Here is a 19,051-nt window from a genome sequence, read left to right on the forward strand (position 1 = left end):
CCCCTCGTCCGGTGCGGACGAGGGGCCTTCGCCGCGTCACCGTGCCCTGCCGCACCACAGCAAGGTCCTCCGCCCGGACCGGGCGGAGGACCTTGGTGGAAGCAGTCGTCCCTCAGGTCGAGGGGATGCTCACGACCTTGCGGTGCGGCGGTGCGATCTCGTGGCCGAAGCGGCGCCCCGAGCCGGAGACGAGCGCCACGTTGCCCTCCAGGGTTCCCATGGTGTGTCAGCTCCCCTCTCGTGCCGGCAGGCCGACCTCGGCCAGTACCTCGGCCGTATGTGCACCGATGGCCGGCGCGGGAAGCGGTGTCCCGGCCGGGGTGCCCGCGAAGCGCGGCGCCGGGGCGGGCTGGAGCAGGCCGTTCTCGGTGTAGTAGGTGCCGCGGGCGACGTTGTGCGGGTGCGCGGCGGCGTCCGTCAGGCCGTGGACTGGCGTGACGCAGGCCTCGCGGCCCTCGAACGCGGCCGTCCACTCGGCGCGGGTCCGGCCCGCGAAGACCGTGGCCAGCACGTCGGCCATGCGCGGCCAGGCGTCGCGGTCGTGCTGCCGGGCGAAGAGGGGGTCCTCGCTCAGACCCAGCACGTCCAGCAACTCGGCGTAGAACGGCGGCTCCACGCTGCCGACGGCCATGTGGCCGCCGTCGGCGGTGCGGTAGCAGCGGTAGAACGGAGCGCCGCCGTCGAAGAGGTTGGCCCCGCGGCGGCCGGCCCACCGGCCGGTCGCCAGCAGGCCGTGGATCAGGGCGAGTTGGACGGCGGTGCCGTCGGTCATGGCTGCGTCCACGACCTGGCCCAGGCCGGTGCGGGAGGCGTGGGTGAGAGCGGTGGTGATGCCGAAGGCGAGCAGCAGACCGCCGCCGCCCATGTCGCCGAAGAGGTTCAACGGGACCGGCGGGATCTCGCCCTCCGCGCCGAGCATGCCGAGCGCGCCGGCCACCGCGATGTAGTTGATGTCGTGTCCGGGTGCCTGGGCGAGCGGGCCGTCCTGGCCCCAGCCGGTCATCCGGCCGTAGACCAGCCGGGGGTTGCGGATCAGGCAGTCCTCGGGGCCGAGACCGAGCCGCTCGACGACGCCGGGGCGGAAGCCCTCGATGAGGGCGTCGGCCCTGTCGACGATCCGGAGCACGGCCTCGACGTCGGCCGGGTCCTTCAGGTCGAGCACCACCGAGCGGCGGCCCCGGTGCAGCACCGGGTGTGCGGAGGCGCGGCCCGCCTCGGCGGGCCGGTCGACGCGGATCACGTCCGCGCCCTGGTCGGCCAGCAGCATGCCCGCGAAGGGCCCCGGTCCGATCCCGCCGAGCTCGACGACGCGGAGCCCGGCGAGCGGACCGGTCTTGGCGGCGGCGGGCGACGACGTCACAGTCCGAGGTCCTTGGCGATGATGGTCTTCATGACCTCGCTGGTGCCGCCGTAGATGCGGGACACCCGGGTGTCCGCGTACAGGCGGGCGATCGGGTACTCCAGCATGTAGCCGTAACCGCCGTGGAGCTGAAGGCACTTGTCGATGACGCGGGCGGCCGTCTCGGTGCAGAACAGCTTGATCTTCGCGGCGTCGGCCGGGCTCAGCTCGTGCGTGTCGTCCAGCTCGATGCCCTTGTCGACCAGTGCCTGTCCGGCCTCGACCTCGGTGGCGCACTCGGCCAGCACGAACTTGGTGTTCTGGAAGGCGGCCACGGGCTTGCCGAAGACCTGGCGCTGCTGGGTGTACTCCTTGGCGAAGCCGATCGCGGCCGTCGCCGTGGCCACCGCGCCGACACCGATGGACAGGCGCTCGCGGGCGAGGTTCTGGCCGAGGTGGCGGAAGCCCTGGCCGACCTCGCCCAGGACGTTCTCCACCGGAACGCGAACGTCGGTGAAGGACAGTTCGGAGGTGTCCGAGGCGCGCAGGCCGATCTTCTCCAGCTTGCGGCCGTACGCGAAGCCCTCGGAGTCGGTGGGGACGACCAGCAGGGTCAGCCCGAGGCGCCGGTCCTCGGCCGGAGCCGGGGAGGTACGGGCGACGACCACGCACAGTTCGGAGTTGAGCGCACCCGTGATGAAGGTCTTGGCGCCGTTGACGACGTAGTGCGTGCCGTCCTCGGAGAGCTTCGCGGTGGTGCGGATGCCGGCCAGGTCGGAGCCGGTGCCGGGCTCGGTCATGGCGATGCACAGGCAGGTCTCGCCGGAGGCGATGCCGGGCAGCCAGCGGCGCTTCTGCTCCTCGTCGGCGATGTTCAGCAGGTAGGGCAGCACGATGCCGGTGGTGACCGTGTAGTGGCCGAAGGAGACGGCGGCGCGGGCCACCTCCTCGGAGATGACGGTCTGGTACTTGTAGCTGGTCTCGCCCGGGCCGCCGAACTCCTCGGGGATGCCGAAGCCCATCACGCCCAACTCGCCGAGCTGGTGGAACAGTTCGCGCGGGACACGGTTGTCGTGCTCCCACTGCTCGTAGTGCGGCGAGACCTCCTTGGCGATGAAGTCCCGGATGACGGACCGGAAGGCCTCGTGGTCCTCGTTGTAGACGGTGCGCTTCATGGCACGTACCTGCTCGCTCTTGGGTGACGGGTGAGGAAGAGGACCCCGTCGGCGCCTGTGGCCGCCGACGGGGTGGTTCGGCGCGGGGCGCGGGTCAGCGCGATCCGCCGTCGACGGTCACGACCTGGGCGCTGATGTAGTTGGCCTCCTGCGTGCACAGCAGGTAGATCGCGCCGGCGGCCTCCTCCGGGGTGCCCGGGCGGCCGAAGGGGTTGGTGCGCTTGACGGCCTCGGCGATCTGGGGGGCGACGCCGACCTTGATGCGGCGGCCCTCGATCTCGACGAACGTGTCGTCCGCGGCGGTGGCCTCGGTCATGCGGGTCAGGATGAAGCCGTAGGCGACCGCGTTGACGTTGACCTTGTAGCGGCCCCACTCCTTGGCCATGGTCTTGGTCAGGCCTATGACACCGGCCTTGGCGGAGGAGTAGTTGGCCTGGCCCGGGTTGCCGTACTGGCCGGAGACGGAGGAGACGTTGACGACCTTGCGGTGGTACGAGGTCGGGTTGGCCTTGATGTACGGCTGGGCGGCGCGCAGGATCCGGAACGGGGCCTTGAGGTGGACGTCGAGGATCGCGTCCCACTGTTCGTCGGTCATCTTCTGGATGACGGTGTCCCAGGTGTAGCCGGCGTTGTTCACGATGATGTCCAGCCCGCCGAAGGAGTCGACGGCGGCGTTGACGAAGCGCTCGGCGAAGTCGTCGTCGACGACGGAGCCGACGCAGGCGACGGCACGGCCGCCGGCGGCCACGATGTCCGCGACGGTCTCCTCGGCGGGCTCCTTGTCCAGGTCGTTGATGACGACCGCCGCGCCTTCGCGGGCGAGCTTGAGCGCGACCTCGCGGCCGATGCCGCGGCCCGAGCCGGAGACGATGGCGACCTTGCCGTCCAGGGTTCCCATGATGCGTGATGTCCTTGCTGTGAGGGCCGGTTGGCCCGGGGGTCAGTCGGCCCGGGGGTCAGTTGCAGGAGACGACGGCGGAGCCCTGGAGGGTCACCGTGCCGTCGGGGAGCGTGACCGTGAGGTCCAGGTGCGCGAGGCCGTCCTCGACCTTGGTCACGGTGCCGGTGCACGTCGGCGTCGTGTTGACCGGCGTGATGGCCGAGAAACGCACCTGGTAGCCGCGCAGCCGCCGCTGCGGCACCCAGTCGGTGAGCAGGCGGCCGAGGTAGGCCATCGAGAGCATGCCGTGGGCGAAGACGTCGGGGATGCCGACGGCGTGGCAGGCGTCGGTGTCGATGTGGACCGGGTTGTGGTCACCCGAGGCGCCCGCGTAGAGGGCGAGCGCGGTCCGGGTGATCTTCGGGCACACCAGCGTGAGGCTGTCGCCCGCGAAGAGGGTCTTCGACGTGGTCACGTGGCCGCCTTCGGGTCGTGTACGACGGTCGTACTGGCAAGCTCGGCGCGTACGACGGTCGTGCTGGTGAGCGTGGCGACGGGCTCCCCGTCACGGGTGACGTGGGTGGCGCGGACGATGAACTCCAGCGCCCCGCCCTTCTTGCTGTAGACGTCCGTCACCTCGGTCTCGAACGTCAGCGTGTCGCCCGCGTAGGCCTGTGCGTGGTACTCGAAGGTCTGGCCGCCGTGCAGGATGGTGCGGAGGTCGATGCCGAGATCGGCGAGGAAGCGGCCTCGGTTCGGGTTGTCCATCTCCAGGCAGAAGTAGAAGGTGGGCGGGACCGGCAGGTCGCGGTGCCCGGCGGCCCCGGCCGCGTCGGGGTCCGTGTAGAGGGGGTCCTGCTGGCCGGTGGCCTGGGCGAAGAAGCGCAGGCGGCCGCGTTCCACCTCGACGGAGTGCGGCGCGGTCCGGCTGCCGATGATGCCGGTGTCGACGGGCACGGGGATCAGCCGACCTTCTCGAACAGGGTGACGACGCCGGCGGTGCCCAGGCCGAGGTTGTGCTGGAGGCCGAGCGTCGCGCCCTCGACCTGGCGGGGTCCGGCCTCGCCACGCAGTTGCCAGGTGATCTCGGCGGTCTGGGCGAGACCGGTGGCCCCCAGCGGGTGGCCCTTGGAGAGCAGGCCGCCGGAGGGGTTGGTGACGACCCGTCCGCCGTAGGTGTTGTCGCCGTCGAGGATGAACTTCTCGGCGCCGCCTTCCTCGCAGAGGCCGAGGCCCTCGTAGGTGAGCACCTCGTTGACGGTGAAGCAGTCGTGCAGCTCCACGACCTTGATGTCGCGCGGGTCCACGCCGGCCTTCTCGTACACCTCGCGGGCGGCGGCGCGCGTGACGTCCGAGCCGACCAGGGACATGGCGCTCCGCTTGTCGAAGAGGTCCGCCGCGTCGGACTGGAGCGTCTGGGCGGCGATGGCGACCTTGGGGTCGAGGCCGTGGGCGCGCGCGTAGTCCTCGGAACAGACGATCGCCGCGGCGGCGCCGCAGGTGGGCGGGCAGCACTGGAGGCGGGTGAGCGGGCCCGCGACGACCGGGCCCGCGAGCACGTCGTCCAGGGTGATCGGGTCGCGGAAGACGGCATAGGGGTTGTTCGCGGCGTGCGTACGGGCCTTGACCGAGACCTGGGCGAAGGTCTCCGCGGCCATGCCGTACTTGGCCATGTACTCGACACCGGCGGCGGCGAAGTACTGCGGGGTCATCGGAAGGCCCGGGTCGACGTCGTAGACGTTCTTCAGCGCGGAGATGAAGTCCGTCAGCGGCAGCGGTCGGTCCTGCCACTTGGCGCTGAGCGCGCCCGGCGGCATCTGTTCGAAGCCGACGGCCAGCGCGCAGTCGACGGCGCCGCTCTCGACGGCCTGCCGGGCGAGCCACAGGGCGGAGGAACCGGAGGCGCAGTTGTTGTTGACGTTGATCACCGGCACGCGGGTCTTGCCGAAGCGGTAGACCACGCGCTGGCCGCAGGTCGAGTCGCCGTACACGTAGCCCGCGTAGACCTGCTGGATCCTCTCGTAAGCCAGCCCGGCGTCGTCGAGGACGGCGCGTACGGCTCCCGCGCCGAGCTCGTCGTACGTCTTCGCGGCACTCGGCTTGGCGAACGGGACCATCCCGACCCCCGCCACCAGCACTCTGCGACTCATCGAACCTCCAAAGATTGGTTAGCGCATCTTCACTTTTATGGGAGACAGGCCTTCTGTCAAGGGATTGATCGCTCACAGTGGAGGTTTGCGACGTCAAGCACATCGGGCAAGGGCAGGCCGGCACCACCACTGAAGGGCGCCACCGGTCGCCACGGCACGGGAGATCCACTCGGATGGCGAGACGGCTCAGCGCCCGCAGGCATTCACGGTGCCGGTACCGCCATGACGTCGGAGCCCGTGTCGTAATCGCGCCCACGGGGCCCCAGGCACGCACGGATCGGGGACATGGAGGCTATGGGCGTCTCGGAATGGGTCCGCCATTCGAGTGACCCTTGTCCAGTAAGTAACTGTTCGTCACCTAGTATCCCGTCTCGTGATCGAATGGCAGAACGAGAGGGCGGCCGACGTGGTCGTCCTCGGCGCCGGACCGGCCGGGCTGGTGCTCGGCAACCTTCTTCAGGACAGCGGGATCGACTGCGTCATCCTCGAACGTGCCGAGCGCTCACACCTCAGGACGCGGGCCCGCGCCGGGTTCTTGGCCGCCGGCACCGTACGGATCCTTGAGCGGCACGGGCTGGCCGATGGACTGCGCAGGCGCGGACAGGCCCACAGCACCTGCGAGTTCCGTACCGCGGACGGCCGGTTCCGGCTGGACTACAGCGGGCTCGGGCGCGGTGAGTCGCACACCGTCTATCCCCAACAGGAGCTGGTCACCGACCTGTTGGCGCGGTTCCTGGACCGCGGCGGACGTATCGAGTTCGGCACCGAGGCGCTGGCCGTCCTCGACCCCGACACCGGTCGGCCCTCGGTGACCGTGTGCGAGGCGGACGGACGGCCCGGCCTCCTGCGGGCGCGATATGTGGCCGGGTGCGACGGGCGGCGGGGCGCGGCGCGGCGATCGCTGCCGGCCGGTTCCGTGCGCCGGCACCACCGCGACCACGGCGTGACCTGGCTCGGGCTGCTCGCCGAGGCGCCACCCAGCCTCGACGCCGTCGGATACGCCGTGCACGAGCGTGGTTTCGCCGGGCACATGGCCCGTACGAGCGAGATCACCCGCTACTACTTGCAGTGTGAGCGCGGCACTCCGGCCGCCGCCTGGTCCGAGGACCGGATCTGGGACGAGCTGGATCTGCGGATGCGAGCGAAGGAGTACGGCCCGCTGCGTCGCGGCAGCGTCGTACAGCGAGACATCGTCGATCTTGAGTCCGACGTGCTCGAACCACTGCGCCACGGTTCGCTGTTCCTGGTGGGCGACGCCGCCGGCCTCATCAGCCCGTCCGCCGCGAAGGGCGCCAATCTCGCGGTCCTGGAGGCGGAGATCCTCGCCCGCGCCCTCGTCGACGACCTCCTCCACGCGGACGCCGAGGGGCTCGACGCCTACTCCGCGCGATGCCTGGAGTACATCTGGCGGGCGCAGGAGTTCTCGCACTGGATGATCGAACTGCTGCACGGCCCCTCTGGTTCGGACGGCGAGTCGTTGTTCCACAACTCCCTCCGCCGCTCCCGCCTCACCTCGCTGCGCACCTCACGCACCCGGCAGGACTGGTTCGCCGAGCACTACGTCGGCCTCTGAGGTCCCCTCCTCCTCCCGCCAACCTCCCCGTAGCCCTCCCCCTCCCACCAACCTGCCCATAGCCCTCCCCGTCACCCGGACACCGGAATGAGGATCCCCCCGTAATGATTGCGACGTTGTCGGGCGACACGTCCCGCCTGCGCACGACGGTCGACTTCGTCAAGGAGCAGGACACGGCCACGCTGCTGCCACGCCTGCTGCCCGGGCTCGACGGCCCTGAGCTGCGGGCGCTGACGGAGCACTGCCGCTTCTCCCACGCCGCGCTCCTCGTCTTCCCCGCGGACGAGGCCGAGTTGAGCGCAATGCTGACCGACTGCGGCCTCGTCGCCGTCGCCCCGCCGCGGCCGAGTGTCGTCGTACGTGAGCGGCTGGCCGCGCGGCATCGGCGGCCGGCCGCGGAACTGGACGTCGGTATCCTGCGCCCGCCTGTGGTCGGCGCGGACGGGGCACATCGGATGGTCGAGGTGTTCGCGCTGACCGTGCCCGCCGGATCCGGCCTGGACGCGATCGCCGCGCACGAGCGACGGCAACAGCACGAAGCGCACGTCGCCTTCGAGGTCGCGGCGCCCGACCCGCTGGTGCTGCGTGGCCTGTGCGCGTCCTTCGCGCGCTACGGCGCCGCCCCCGACGGAGGCGGCTACAACCCGCACGAGAACGGCACCGTCTTCTACTTCGAGGCGCCGCCCGAGACCAAGGCCGGGTACCGACGCGTGGAGTTGTACGTTCCCGGCGACCACCGCGACGAGCTCGCCGCCCATCTCGCCGAGCACCGTGCCCGACAGCCCGCCGAAACGCTACTGCGCCTGCTGACCGGGGCGTGGACGACACAGGCACTGGCCGTGTTCGCCGAGCTTCGGGTGCCGGACGCCATGGACACCGAGCGCGGGGCCGATGTCGAGGTGCTGGCGCGGGAGGTCGGCGCCGAGGCACCGAATCTGGCGACACTGCTGCGCTATGTCGCGATGCTGGGAGCGGTGACGGAGTGCCGGGACGGCTATCGGCTCACCGAGTTGGGCGCGCTGCTGCGCTCGAACACCCCGGGATCGCTGAAGCCGCTGGCGCTGATGTACGGCGGCCCGTTCTACCAGTCCTTCGCCGGGCTCGGGCACACCGTGCGCACCGGGCAGGTCGCCTTCGACTTCCTCTTCGGTGAGAACCACTTCGACCACTTCGCGCGTGACCCCGAACTCGCGGAGCTGTTCGACCAGTCCATGGCCGCCGGGTCCGCCATGTTCGACCCGGTCCCCGCCCATCCGGTGCTCACCGCCGCGGCCGAGACGTCCGCCGGGGCCACGGTGGTCGACGTCGCGGGCGGCAACGGAGAACTACTCGGCCGCATCCTCGCCGCGCACCCGCGGCTGAACGGTGTCCTGCTGGAGCGCCCGCACGCCGTCGAAGCCGCCCGGCGCCGGCTCGCGGAAGCAGGTCACGGCACGCGATGCGCCTTCGTGGCGGGCGACTTCGCGGACGTACCCGCGAACGGTGACGTCTACGTCCTGTCCCGCGTCCTGCACGACTGGGACGACGAACGCTGCCGCGAGATCCTGCGCCACTGTGCCGACGCGATGCAGGACCACGCCGACCTGCTCGTCGTCGAACGGGTACTGCCCGCCGACGGCTCGGTCTCGCTGGCCACCGCCTGGGACCTCCACATGATGTGCAACGTCGGTGGCCGCGAACGCCGTGCCGCCCACTACGACCGGCTGTTCGCCGACGCCGGTCTCACCCTGGTGAACCAGTCACCGCTGCCCCTGGACGGTCACGTCCTTCACGTCCGGAAGGCGCCGGGGCCCCGGCCGGCCACTGAGTGACCCTCTCGTGATCCGCTGCGTGGCCGGCGACGACGTGACGGCGGTTGTCGTGGACCGGTGGGGAGAAGTGCGCGTCTTCACACCTGCCCCGCCGGCCGGCAACACGGCCGGGCGCGGTGGCTGACAGCAGCCCCTCGGCCCTCGGCAGGCAGTAGGGTGGTGCGTGGGCCGTGACTGGCGCTGAGGTGGAGCACCACCGGGGAGCGGTCTGACGAATCGGTCGATGCCGTGCGCCTGGGCGAGTGGTCAATGACGCCTGGAGGCGACCATGTCCCAGTCACAGACAGCCCGGCCCATGGATGGTGTCGGCCCCGCCCGACGCATCGTCGAGGAGACATCGGGCAAGGCGGCGGAGCTGGCACGACGTACCGGTGCAACTCCTTGCCTGGCAACGGTACTTGTGGGTGAAGATCCGGCTTCGGTCACCTACGTTCGTATGAAGCGGGCCCGCTGCGCGAAGGCCGGCATCGAGTCCAGGCTGGTCAGCCTGCCGGCCACCACGACGACCGCCGAGCTCGTGGAGACTCTTCAGTCACTCTCGCGAGACGCCGGGGTGCACGGCATCCTGCTTCAGCACCCCTGCGGCCCTCACATCGACGAGCGGGCAGCGTTCGAGGCCATCGCTCCGGAGAAGGACGTCGACGGGGTCACGATGAGTTCCTTCGCGGCGATGAGCTTCGGACTGCCCGGTTTCGCGTCGTGCACCCCGGGCGGGATCATGCGGCTCCTGGACGAGTACGACGTCGACCTGACGGGCCGGCACGCCGTTGTCGTGGGCCGCAGCGCGATCCTCGGCAAGCCCGTCGGAATGCTCTTGCTCGCCCGGGACGCCACCGTCACCTACTGCCACTCCCGCACGACCGATCTGGCCGCGGCCGTACGGGAGGCGGACATCGTCGTGGCGGCCGTGGGACGGCCCCGGCTCGTCCGGGGCGAAGACATCAAGCCGGGGGCCGTCGTGATCGACGCCGGATACAACCCGGGCAACGTCGGCGACGTCGACTTCGACACCGCCCGCACCCGCGCCCGCCTGATCACGCCGGTCCCCGGTGGGGTCGGGCCCATGACCATCGCGGTCCTGCTGGCTCAGACGGTCGAGGCGGCAGCCGTCCAGCTCGGGGCCGCCGTCCGGTGAGTGCGGACGATCCGTCGTACGCCACGCGCGACTACGACGAGGGGCGGCTGGTGGAGTGACCGCCTGTCACCCGCACCGCGTGCCGTGACCGGAAGCACCTGCCGGGGACCGAGAATCGGTCTCCGGCAGGCCCCGGAAAACGGAACGACCGCCTACGGATACCGGCGACTGGGCCCCACCCTGGCATCGCACACGAAAGCGGCCTGGTGCGCGGGGTGCTGGGTGATCGCGCTGGAGTGCACGTTCCCCTTCGTCCTCATGGGTGTCCCGCGGGTGACCTACGTGGTACTGGCCCTCGCGCTCTCGCTGCATCTCGGAGCCCTGGTGTTCATGCGACTGAACACCTTCATCCGGGCATTCGCCGCAACGTATCCGAGCATCGTCTTCTGCACGCTCCGGTAGGTCCGGTCCGCGTGCCGGCGCCTCAGCCCCATTTGAACCGTTCCTTGGAGAAGCTTTCGGCACCGCGGACACAGGGTTCGTTGACCGACATGAAGCCGCGCTCCAACTCCCGTGCCACCAGAGCCACCCTGGGTGGCCGGCCCGGGGCTTCGGCGGGTTCGCTGCGGGGCCGGGTCAGGCGGACACCTCGGCGCGCGTACGGTCCTCGGTCTCCGGGCGTACGACCCGTCGGCGCCTCGACGGCAGGCCCACCGTCGGGTTGGCGACGCCCCAGGCCGCGCCCTTGCAGATCAGCTCCTTGTAGAGGGCGGCAGTTCGGCCCGTCAGGGCGCGGTCGACGGCTCGGTCGTCGGCGGTGACGAACTGGATGAGACCCTCGTTGCGGCCGAGGGAGACGCACTGCTGGAAGTAGCGGATGGAGACCTGCGGGACCTTGGTGCCGGCGAGGCGGGCGGCGATGGCGTCGGCGGCCTGCCAGGCCATGGGAACGCCCGAGGCGCAGGACATGCGCAGGGGCTTGCCCTGGGGGCCGATCGCCAGCGCGGCGTCGCCGACGGCGTACACGTCGGGGTGGGAGACCGAGCGCATCGTGGAGTCGACCACGATCCGGCCGTGCTGGGTGGTCTCCAGGGTGGCGGCGCCGGCGATGGGGTGGACGGCGAAGCCCGCGGTCCAGACAGTGACTGCGGCGGGGATGTTCGGGCCGTCGGCTGTGGTCACGCCGTCCGCCGTCACCGCGGTGACCGTCACATGCTCGTGGACCTCGATGCCGAGCCGGCCGGTCACCTTCCGCAGGTGGGCGCGGCCCTTGGCCGAGAGCCAGTCGCCGAGGGCGCCATGCGCGGCCAGGGCGACATCGAGGTCGGGGCGGGCCTCGGCGATCTCGGTCGCGGCCTCCACGCCGGTCAGCCCGCCGCCCACGACGACCACGGGCCTGCCCGCGTCCAGGGCGGCGAGGCGCTCGCGCAGGCGGCGGGCGCCCTGACGGCCGGCGACCTCGTCGGCGTGCTCGGCGGCGCCGGGGACGTCCCCGCCGTTCCAGCCGCTGCCGAGGGCGTAGACCAGGGTGTCGTAGGCGAGGTCGGCGGGGCCGTCCGCGCCGGTGACGGAGACGGTCCTGCGGTCCGCGTCGACGGCGGTGACCTTCGCGAGCTTCAGCTCCACGCCCGTACCGGCGAACATCTCGCGGAACGGCCGGGGCTTGAGGTCCTGACCCGTGGCGAGCTGGTGCAGCCGGACGCGCTCGATGAAGTCGGGCTCGGGGTTGACGAGGGTGATGCTGACGTCCTCGCTGTGGAGCCGCTTGGCGAGGCGGCCGGCGGCGGTGGCTCCGGTGTAGCCGGCGCCGAGGACGACGATGCGGTGCTGCATGTCCGTGCTCCTGTCTGGGCGGGTCCGCCGTTGTCCGGCGTGGTGTCGCCCCTTGAACCGGGCAGCCCGGCGTTTCCTGACAGGATCGGAATGTGGCCTGCGTCACATCGGACGGGAGGGTGTCAGAGGGTGCAGATCGGACCCTCCCGGTGGTCCGCGGCGGCCCACTGCTCGGTCGCGCGGACGAGTTTGTCGGGGTTGACCTGGCTGCGGACCGCCACGATGCCCTCCTTGGTGACCTCCAGGCAGCTGATCCCGACGACCCTGCCGTCCACGACCGCGACGAAGGCGGGCCCGCCGTTGGCGATGGCGGCGTACATCCCGGCCGCGCCGCCGACGTACTTCCGCTTGGCCTCGCTCGGCTTGAACAGGCCGCGCAGGAAGGTGGCGACCGCGCGCGCCCCCTCGAAGGCCTTCGCGCGGGCCGGGATCTTGCCGCCGCCGTCGCCGACCGCGACGGCGTCCTGGGTGAGCAGACGGATCAGGGGCTCGGTACGGCCGCTGGTCGCCGCCTCCAGGAACTCCTCGACGATCCGCCGGGCGGCGGCCTCGTCGACGTCGGTGCGCGCCCTGCCTGCGGCGACGTGCTTCTTGGCCCGGTGGTAGATCTGCTGGCCGGCCGCCTCCGTGATGTCCAGGATCTCGGCGATCTCCCGGTGCGGGTAGTCGAATGCCTCCCGCAGGACGTACACCGCCCGCTCCTTGGGCGACAGTCGCTCCAGCAGGACGAGGACGGCGTACGAGACCGACTCGCGCTGTTCGGCGGTGTCGGCGGGGCCGAGCATCGCGTCCCCGGCGAGCAGCGGCTCGGGGAGCCACTGGCCCACGTACGTCTCGCGCCGCGCGCGGGCCGAGGTGAGCTGGTTGAGGCAGAGGTTGGTGAGGACCCTGGTCAGCCAGGCCTCGGGCACATCGATCCGGCCGATGTCGGCCGCCTGCCAGCGCAGGTACGTCTCCTGCACGGCGTCCTCCGCCTCGCCCGCCGAGCCGAGCAGCCGGTAGGCGATGGCCGCCAGCCGGGACCTTGCGGCTTCGAACCGGTCCACGTCGCTCGTGATCAGGGCCATGCCTGTGATCCTAGGCGCACCCCGCACCGGAACGGAGGGCGAGGCGGCCCCGCGCCCGGCGACGGCGCGGCCCCGGGTCTGTGACCTGGGGCCGCGTCCCATGACGGGGTGGGGCGGGGCCGCGTCGGAACGCGGCCCCGTCGGTGGCGGGTGAGGCGCTGGGCAGTGGTCGGGAGGCTGGTCAGGACTGGGTGAGGAAGGTCAGCGGTCCTGGGCGAGGGCGTACAGCTCGCCCAGGAGGCTTCCCTCGGTGGCGACGAGGGCGTCGAAGGTGCCCTCCTCGCGGATGCGTCCTCGATCGAGGACGATGACGCGGTCGGCCATCCTCACGTTGTCCAAGCGGTGCGTGACGACCACGGTGATCCGGTCCGAAGCCGTTTCGCGAAGCTCGCGGAAGATCAGATGCTCGCCGCGGGCGTCCATCTCGCTGGTCGGCTCGTCCAGGACGAGCACGGCCGGCTCCCGGTACATCGCCCGAGCGCACGCCAGACGCTGCCACTGGCCGCCTGACAATTCGTGCCCGCCCCACACCGAGCGGGCCAGCAGGGTGTCCAGCCGGTCCGGGAGCCCCTGGAGTGCCTCGGTCATGCCGACACGATCCGCGGCGTCCCAGACGCGTTCGTCGCCGTGTTCGCGGGGCTGGCCGAGGGTGATGTTCTCCCGGACGCGCAGCGGCCAGTGCCCGTTCTTCTGGGGAACGAGACCGACGTGCCGCCAGGCCGATTCGGCGTCGGTGGTGGCGAGGTCGGTGTCGTCCCAGCGGACGGTTCCGCCGGTGGGCACGGTCAGGCCGGTGAGAAGGCGGATCAGGGTCGATTTGCCGGCTCCGTTCTCGCCGACCAGGGCGACGACCTCGCCGCGGTTGAGGGTGAGGGTGATCGGGTGCAGGGCGGGGGTGTCCTTGCCCGGATAGGTGAACTCGGCGTCGCACAGGCGGACCTGGTGCGGCGCCTTGGCCTGGGTGGTGCCGCGGGCGGTGGCCATGGAGCGGACTTCTTCGACGAAGATGTAGTAGTCGCTGAGGTAGAGGCCGTGGTGGAACATCACCGCGCCGTACCGCACGATCGAGTTGAGGGCGCGGCCGGCTGTCTGCGAGGCGACGATGGCGGTGCCGGCGATCGCCGTGGACATCGCTCCGGAGAGGGCGAGAACGGCCAGGGCCACCCACATGCCGAGCGTGAACAGGCCTGCCAGGGAGGCCGCGAGGAGCGTCACGAGCAAGTACGGGCGCGCGCCCTCGAGTTCGCGTCCTTCGACCCGGTCGCACATCGCCCGGTACCAGGAGTGCAGGTAGGGGCGCATGGTGTTGGCGCGCAGTTCGTCGGCCAGCTCGGAGGTGGTGAGCCACCAGCGCATCATGCCGCGCACGTTGCGGGCCGAGAGGGTGCGGTCGTGGACGCGGTAGTCGATGCGCGCGGCGATCACTCCGCCCAGTCCTCTGGGAATGACCGACAGCAGCAGTACGCCCAGGAGCAGGGGGTGGAGTGAGGTGAGGACGGTCGCGGCGGACACCAGCTGGACGAACCCGTTGGTGAGTGTCTTGGCGTCGTCAGCGAGGTCGACCGCGCGCAGGGCGCCGATCTCCGCGGCCTGGCTGCGGTCGGTGAACCCTTCGGTGTCATAGGCGGACAGCTCGGCCTTCATGTGGAGGTCGACCAGGGTGAGATCGGCGGCGGAGGCGATCTTCGGGTTCAGGCGGCGGGTGGCCCAGTCGGCGAGGATCCACATCCCGGCGCCCACGGCCATCGCGAGGACCGCGACGCTCAGCGCCGGCCATGCCTGCCGGAGTCCGGAGCGGGCGTCGGAGGTGGCGAGGTGGGGCAACGCCTTGGAGACCGCGGTGAGCATGACGGCGGTGCCGAGGCCGGACAGCACCTGGCACAGGAGGATCGTGATCGTCATGCGCCGGTCGACGGACCAGGCCAGCCGGGCCGACTGGGCGAGCGCCATCGGGATCCGGCGGGCCATCTCCCACAGGGTGGCGTCGTCCATGGCCCGGCGGTGTTTGCGCCCGTTGTAGTCGAGCTCGGGGGGAGCGGAGGGCTGTGGACCCGCCGAGCGTGCGGCGGGGACGGGTGGTGTGTCCCCGGCCGCGGACGGGATCCGCGGGAACGCCGGTGCCGGCCGCCTGAGGGTGATACGGAGCCGCTTCACGCGAACACCCCCGTCATCAGCCGGTGCAGGGTGCGGCGCCCGCGCGCGGCGGCGTACGAATCCTCGTGCGCCTCGGGGTCGCGCGCCTCGGCGTCACGCGTATCGGCGTCACGCGTATCGGCGTCACGCACGTTGGTGTCGTGCGTCGCGCCCCGGGTGAGGGCGAGGGCGCGCACCGCGTCCAGGCCGGCAAGGCACTTCAGCACACGGAGCTCCTGCGGTGTCAGTTCGCGTCCGTATCCGCTGAGGCAGGCGGTGCGCAGACGTGGTCTGTCGGCCCACACTCCGCAGGCCAGAGCGACGAAGTCCTGGACGACGGGGGCGAATCGGGACCGCGCGAAGTCGATCCAGGCCGCGTGCCCCGACCAGAGCAGGTTCCTCGGCCGGGCGTCGCCGTGGATGAACCCGAGGGGCAGCGGTCCCGCCCAGCGCAGCTGATCGGCCAGGTGTCGTACGAGCCTGTGCTCCGCCTCGGTCAGCCGGTCCCCGGCCTCTTCCAGGTGCCTGTCCACGTCGTACGCCGCGACGTGCAGCGCGCCTTCGGCCTCGGCACGCCAGTGGCCGGTGAGGTCGCCGGCGGTGTGAAGCCGGGCCAGGAGCAGACCGCCCTGCCGGTGAGCCTCGTACTCCTCGGCGGCCGTGAGGGGGAGTTCCTCGGCCGGGCGGCCGGGCACGGCGGTCGTCAGCAGCGCCAGGTGCTCGGCGCTGGACGCGCGGAGCTGCGGTGCCCGGCCGGCTCCGAGCGCGGGCACGGCGTGCCGCAGGGCGAACGTCTCCCGCTCGTATATCCGCGCCGTGGCGGAGACCTTCAGGTAGAACCGGCAGCCGTCGGCGCGCACGAGCTCCCACACGCGGGAGTTCTCCCGCGTGTGGGAGGCGTCCCGGGCTTCGGCGACGCCCGCGATCTCTCGTTCGGCCCAGCGTCGCAGAGCCGTGGGAAGTGTCTTCGCGTCGCTCATGCCCCCCACCTCGGTGACGGTCGTGATGCGGATGCGAACGGGGCGCGGCGCGCGTCCGCGGGGCGCCGGAGCGCTACGGGCAGGACGGACAGGGCGGGAGGATTTTCGAACGCGGGGTGAACGGCGGGAAGGGGGCGTACGGGATTCACGGTCTTCTCCTCGGTAGGCATCGGGTGGAGCACCCCGGACAACGCGGCTGATCACGGGGCCGATACGGGGTGGACCGGGCGACGCGTCGAGCACAGGTTCGAGGTTCGGTGCGGTGGGCAAGTGCGGTCGGCGCCGCTGCCCGTTCGATTCACTCGGCCAGGCGACAGCGGCGAAGGCGTGACCCGAGCGGGGGATTGCGTGAGGGCGTCGAGAGCACCGGTCTCCTCGGTGGGGCGTGATGGGGCTGCGGGAGGGAACCCTCGGCCACGCCACTGACAATCCGGCGGGTACGGTGCCGCGATCCGGACAATCCGAGGGGCCTGTCCGGAGACGTCAACGAACCTCGGGCTGGCGGGCTGGCCTGGGACGGTGCCGGGAGAAAGGATTCTCGAACCGGCCGCCGGATCCCCGGGGTTGAGCGGTCGGCGAGATGGCTTGAACTGCCCGGCGCGAGGTGCGGGCGGAGCCGGATTCCGGGGTGGCGGACCGTGACCGGGCAGCGGGGCGGCTAACGTCAGCACCTTCGACACCGGCCGCCGGGGCCCCTCGGGCTCTCCGACGGTCCGGTCCGTGTCCTCGGCGCGCTCGGCGCTCTCGAGGTGGCCCGCGCTCTCAGCGTGGTGGTGGGGAAGGCCTGGTCACGCGTGCCGCGAGGTGGTCGTCGGGCGGGAGCCCGTTGCGAGCCGGGGCGCCGTCATGAGTTGGGGCCGCCGCGAGTCGGGGGGCCACCGCGAGTAGGGGGCCACCGTGAGTTGGGGCTCGGCCGCGGGGCCGGGTGCCACGCCCGTACCCCGCGCATCCTTCCGCGGTCCGACGCGCATGCCCCGTAACCCTCGGCTTCCTCCCCCTCCTGGAAGAGGGGAAGGGAGCCAGTGAGCTCTTTCAGCGTTGCCGCTCCAGGGTGAGGACCGCAGCCGCGATTGACGACATTCGATTTGGGCTGCAGCACGCGTGATGGAAGATCCGCCAAGACCTCAGGCGGGCCACGCCTCGCTCGACCGGTGCCCGTGTTGCGTGCAGCGCGCGGTTGACGGTGCGCTGGGTCGGTGACAGGTCACGACCGGGTGGGTGTCTGACCGGTGTCGTCACCCAGGGGCCGGCTCCAAGGTAGGCGCGGTCGGCGAGGATCGGGACGCCCTGGCGTTCGCAGATCCGAATGATCCGGTGGGTGCGGGCCGCGGTCAGGTCGTGGGTCCGGCCTGGCAGGGCGGGCGTTTGCGCAGGTACACCTAGGCGACCAGCGCGCGCTGGTGCGGTGGGAGCTTGCAGCGGCGGTCACCCTCACGGGTGACGATGAGCATGGTGACCCACTCGACCAGCGCGTGCGGCAGGTCGAGTGCGGCAGAGTGGGGAACCAACGAGGCTCCTGCGCCGACGGGTTGGGACTTCGAACACCTCCCCCAACGGCACAGGAGCTTCGTGCGTTGCGGGTCCCGCCGCCGTGAGGCGAACGGCTTGTCACACACCCTGACGCGGCGGCACTTCTGCCACCGACGGCGGAGGGTGTGTGACAGGCCCGGCAGCTCATTGGATCAGGTCGGTGTGCGGATGCTCGGGGGAGGTCGGGCAGATGTAGATCTGCATGTTGTCGGTGCTGCCGACTTCGACCTTGGTCGGCTGCGAGGGGGACTGGTCACAGCAGCTACCGACGGTGTTGGCGGCGTAGGCGGCGGCCTGTTCTTCGCAAGGCGCCCAGCTGTGTCCCTCACCGCCGTCCCATTCGAATGAGGCGATGGTCAGCAGCGGGACCATCCGCACATCACAGACAGCGCAGTATCGGGGGTTGGAATCGGTGCGGCCCCACGGAGGCCAGCCGCCGACCTTCCATCCGGGCGCGTCTGCCAGATGGGGGTTATAGAAGTCGGGCGGATATTCTGCGTAGGAGCTGTCCACGTCGGCGCCAGCTGCCTGCCATCTGCTCCAGTCCTCCACCATCCGCAGCATCTGCGGGCTCAGATCCAGGCTGTTGGGGTATTCGGTGATCGCTTCTGGTGCCAGCACGCACGGCTCCGGCAGATAGCCCCAATGGTTCACCTCGTACGGTTCGGGCGGTGTGGCGAGGATGTCGACGACCGCGGCGGCGGACCGCCAGAACAGTGCGGTCGACGGCTTGTGATCCGGATCGTGGTCGTAGGGGCACCACAGAACCTGGAGCAGATCGGCCTGTCCGGGCGGCCGCAACAGGGGTATGTCGCGCAGATACAGCTGGGCCACGGGCAGCATGGGGACTGGGCAGTCCGCGGGCGGCGGACCGGCGGCGAATCGCTCCGCGAGCCTCGCGGCGTTCCGCTTCTTGACCGCCGCCTCCTCGGGCGTTGTCCCACGGCCACCGTGATCACCGTGCTGCCGGGCCTGCATGCGTCTCATGAGCCGCACGTCGGCTGGCGACTGGCGAAACCCGCTGTCCACGTGCAGGTGCGAGGCTTCGCAGTGCGGCCACGGCTCCTCAGCCGACCACAGCAACGGCCCTCCGACCGAGCTCTCCCCGACCGAAGGCGACCCGGGACGAGGGTGCAGCCGAATCGCAGGACGCGCCAACGGCGCCAGCTCGGGAAAGACTGCGGTCACGTCCACGGGCCGCGGCGGAGTAGTACGTACGAAAACCATGCCGGTGATCCTGTCACCAGCCACTGACAACCCCTGGCCGCCTCAACCAGCTTCGGTGACAACGGTGTTCAGCTGGTCAAGTCCAACGCATGCAGCCCCGGCCACAGCGACAGCAAGCCCGCCTATGTGACAACCAGCGTGCTTCGGCCCAGCCATCAGTCGATCAGCGGCCACTCTGAAAAGGCTCCCTACGCTTTCCTGCGGGATGGGGTGAGCCCTTCGTATGGTTGACCCGCCCAGGGGCGCCGGGTGTGGTTCAAAAGGCTCTGCCGCTTGTG

At 71.0% G+C, this 19,051-nt stretch carries 15 protein-coding genes, 1 pseudogene and 1 riboswitch; of the genes and pseudogenes, 4 read left to right on the plus strand and 12 right to left on the minus strand.

What is annotated here, in order from left to right; all coding sequences use genetic code 11:
* Positions 1-226: 226 nt before the first annotated feature.
* From ABZV42_RS37880 to ABZV42_RS37905, 6 genes are all read right to left on the minus strand, one after another.
* The gene (locus ABZV42_RS37880) at positions 227-1,360 is read right to left on the minus strand and encodes a CaiB/BaiF CoA-transferase family protein (protein ID WP_356056048.1); all 1,134 of its coding nucleotides are present in this window, start codon (positions 1,358-1,360) and stop codon (positions 227-229) included.
* On the minus strand, positions 1,357-2,514 hold the full coding sequence (locus ABZV42_RS37885) for an acyl-CoA dehydrogenase family protein (RefSeq protein WP_356056050.1): 1,158 nt from the start codon (positions 2,512-2,514) through the stop codon (positions 1,357-1,359). Before ABZV42_RS37885 ends, ABZV42_RS37880 begins: the two co-directional genes overlap by 4 nt.
* A gap of 94 nt (positions 2,515-2,608) precedes the next feature.
* Positions 2,609-3,412, minus strand: coding sequence for an SDR family oxidoreductase (locus tag ABZV42_RS37890; RefSeq protein ID WP_356056052.1), 804 nt, complete (start codon positions 3,410-3,412; stop codon positions 2,609-2,611).
* Between the two features lie 58 nt (positions 3,413-3,470).
* Entirely contained in the window at positions 3,471-3,869 is a 399-nt protein-coding gene (locus ABZV42_RS37895; protein WP_355987185.1) for a MaoC/PaaZ C-terminal domain-containing protein, read from the minus strand.
* The gene (locus ABZV42_RS37900) at positions 3,866-4,351 is read right to left on the minus strand and encodes a MaoC family dehydratase N-terminal domain-containing protein (protein ID WP_356056054.1); all 486 of its coding nucleotides are present in this window, start codon (positions 4,349-4,351) and stop codon (positions 3,866-3,868) included. Before ABZV42_RS37900 ends, ABZV42_RS37895 begins: the two co-directional genes overlap by 4 nt.
* Positions 4,352-4,356: 5 nt before the next feature.
* Positions 4,357-5,544: a lipid-transfer protein gene (locus tag ABZV42_RS37905; RefSeq protein ID WP_356056056.1), complete on the minus strand. Its 1,188-nt coding sequence runs from the start codon at positions 5,542-5,544 to the stop codon at positions 4,357-4,359.
* A 406-nt stretch (positions 5,545-5,950) separates the two neighbouring features.
* On the opposite strand from ABZV42_RS37905, the gene ABZV42_RS37910 reads away from it, so the two are divergent.
* The 4 genes from ABZV42_RS37910 (at position 5,951) to ABZV42_RS37925 (ending at position 10,465) form a co-directional block, all read left to right on the plus strand.
* Positions 5,951-7,117 carry a 4-hydroxybenzoate 3-monooxygenase gene (locus ABZV42_RS37910; protein WP_356056071.1) on the plus strand — a complete coding sequence of 389 codons (1,167 nt, stop codon included), beginning with the start codon at positions 5,951-5,953 and terminating at the stop codon, positions 7,115-7,117.
* 104 nt (positions 7,118-7,221) lie between these two features.
* The gene (locus tag ABZV42_RS37915) at positions 7,222-8,928 is read left to right on the plus strand and encodes a methyltransferase (protein WP_356056058.1); all 1,707 of its coding nucleotides are present in this window, start codon (positions 7,222-7,224) and stop codon (positions 8,926-8,928) included.
* Positions 8,929-9,088: 160 nt separating this feature from the next.
* A riboswitch (ZMP/ZTP riboswitch) is annotated at positions 9,089-9,175 on the plus strand.
* A 21-nt stretch (positions 9,176-9,196) separates the two neighbouring features.
* Entirely contained in the window at positions 9,197-10,063 is an 867-nt protein-coding gene (locus tag ABZV42_RS37920; RefSeq protein ID WP_356056060.1) for a bifunctional 5,10-methylenetetrahydrofolate dehydrogenase/5,10-methenyltetrahydrofolate cyclohydrolase, read from the plus strand.
* A 222-nt stretch (positions 10,064-10,285) separates the two neighbouring features.
* On the plus strand, positions 10,286-10,465 hold the full coding sequence (locus tag ABZV42_RS37925; protein WP_355987175.1) for a hypothetical protein: 180 nt from the start codon (positions 10,286-10,288) through the stop codon (positions 10,463-10,465).
* Positions 10,466-10,639: 174 nt separating this feature from the next.
* On the opposite strand, the gene ABZV42_RS37930 is transcribed toward ABZV42_RS37925, so the two are convergent.
* The 6 genes and pseudogenes from ABZV42_RS37930 to ABZV42_RS37955 form a co-directional block, all read right to left on the minus strand.
* Positions 10,640-11,836, minus strand: a complete 1,197-nt coding sequence (locus tag ABZV42_RS37930; protein ID WP_356056062.1) for an FAD-dependent oxidoreductase — start codon at positions 11,834-11,836, stop codon at positions 10,640-10,642.
* A 122-nt stretch (positions 11,837-11,958) separates the two neighbouring features.
* A complete protein-coding gene (gene sigJ / locus ABZV42_RS37935; protein ID WP_356056063.1) occupies positions 11,959-12,903 on the minus strand; it encodes an RNA polymerase sigma factor SigJ in 945 nt (314 codons plus the stop codon).
* Between the two features lie 201 nt (positions 12,904-13,104).
* Positions 13,105-14,895 carry an ABC transporter ATP-binding protein gene (locus tag ABZV42_RS37940; protein ID WP_356056073.1) on the minus strand — a complete coding sequence of 597 codons (1,791 nt, stop codon included), beginning with the start codon at positions 14,893-14,895 and terminating at the stop codon, positions 13,105-13,107.
* A gap of 158 nt (positions 14,896-15,053) precedes the next feature.
* Positions 15,054-16,016 (minus strand): phosphotransferase, encoded by a 963-nt coding sequence (locus ABZV42_RS37945; protein WP_356056065.1) that lies wholly within the window; start codon positions 16,014-16,016, stop codon positions 15,054-15,056.
* Positions 16,017-17,048: 1,032 nt separating this feature from the next.
* A pseudogene (locus ABZV42_RS37950) lies at positions 17,049-17,524 on the minus strand (transposase family protein).
* A 166-nt stretch (positions 17,525-17,690) separates the two neighbouring features.
* Positions 17,691-18,773 carry a hypothetical protein gene (locus ABZV42_RS37955; protein WP_356056068.1) on the minus strand — a complete coding sequence of 361 codons (1,083 nt, stop codon included), beginning with the start codon at positions 18,771-18,773 and terminating at the stop codon, positions 17,691-17,693.
* Between the last annotated feature and the right edge of the window lie 278 nt (positions 18,774-19,051).

Origin of the sequence: Streptomyces sp. NPDC005281, from assembly GCF_040607495.1 — a bacterium.
In the GTDB taxonomy this organism is placed as follows: Bacteria; Actinomycetota; Actinomycetes; order Streptomycetales; family Streptomycetaceae; genus Streptomyces.

Coding starts and splice junctions, on each gene's coding strand:
- ABZV42_RS37885 (WP_356056050.1), bottom strand. CDS start 2,514: ATGAAGCGCACCGTCTACAACGAGGACCACGAGGCCTTCCGGTCCGTC.
- ABZV42_RS37890 (WP_356056052.1), bottom strand. CDS start 3,412: ATGGGAACCCTGGACGGCAAGGTCGCCATCGTCTCCGGCTCGGGCCGC.
- ABZV42_RS37905 (WP_356056056.1), bottom strand. CDS start 5,544: ATGAGTCGCAGAGTGCTGGTGGCGGGGGTCGGGATGGTCCCGTTCGCC.
- ABZV42_RS37915 (WP_356056058.1), top strand. CDS start 7,222: ATGATTGCGACGTTGTCGGGCGACACGTCCCGCCTGCGCACGACGGTC.
- ABZV42_RS37920 (WP_356056060.1), top strand. CDS start 9,197: ATGTCCCAGTCACAGACAGCCCGGCCCATGGATGGTGTCGGCCCCGCC.
- ABZV42_RS37930 (WP_356056062.1), bottom strand. CDS start 11,836: ATGCAGCACCGCATCGTCGTCCTCGGCGCCGGCTACACCGGAGCCACC.
- sigJ (WP_356056063.1), bottom strand. CDS start 12,903: ATGGCCCTGATCACGAGCGACGTGGACCGGTTCGAAGCCGCAAGGTCC.
- ABZV42_RS37940 (WP_356056073.1), bottom strand. CDS start 14,895: ATGGACGACGCCACCCTGTGGGAGATGGCCCGCCGGATCCCGATGGCG.
- ABZV42_RS37945 (WP_356056065.1), bottom strand. CDS start 16,016: ATGAGCGACGCGAAGACACTTCCCACGGCTCTGCGACGCTGGGCCGAA.
- ABZV42_RS37955 (WP_356056068.1), bottom strand. CDS start 18,773: ATGGTTTTCGTACGTACTACTCCGCCGCGGCCCGTGGACGTGACCGCA.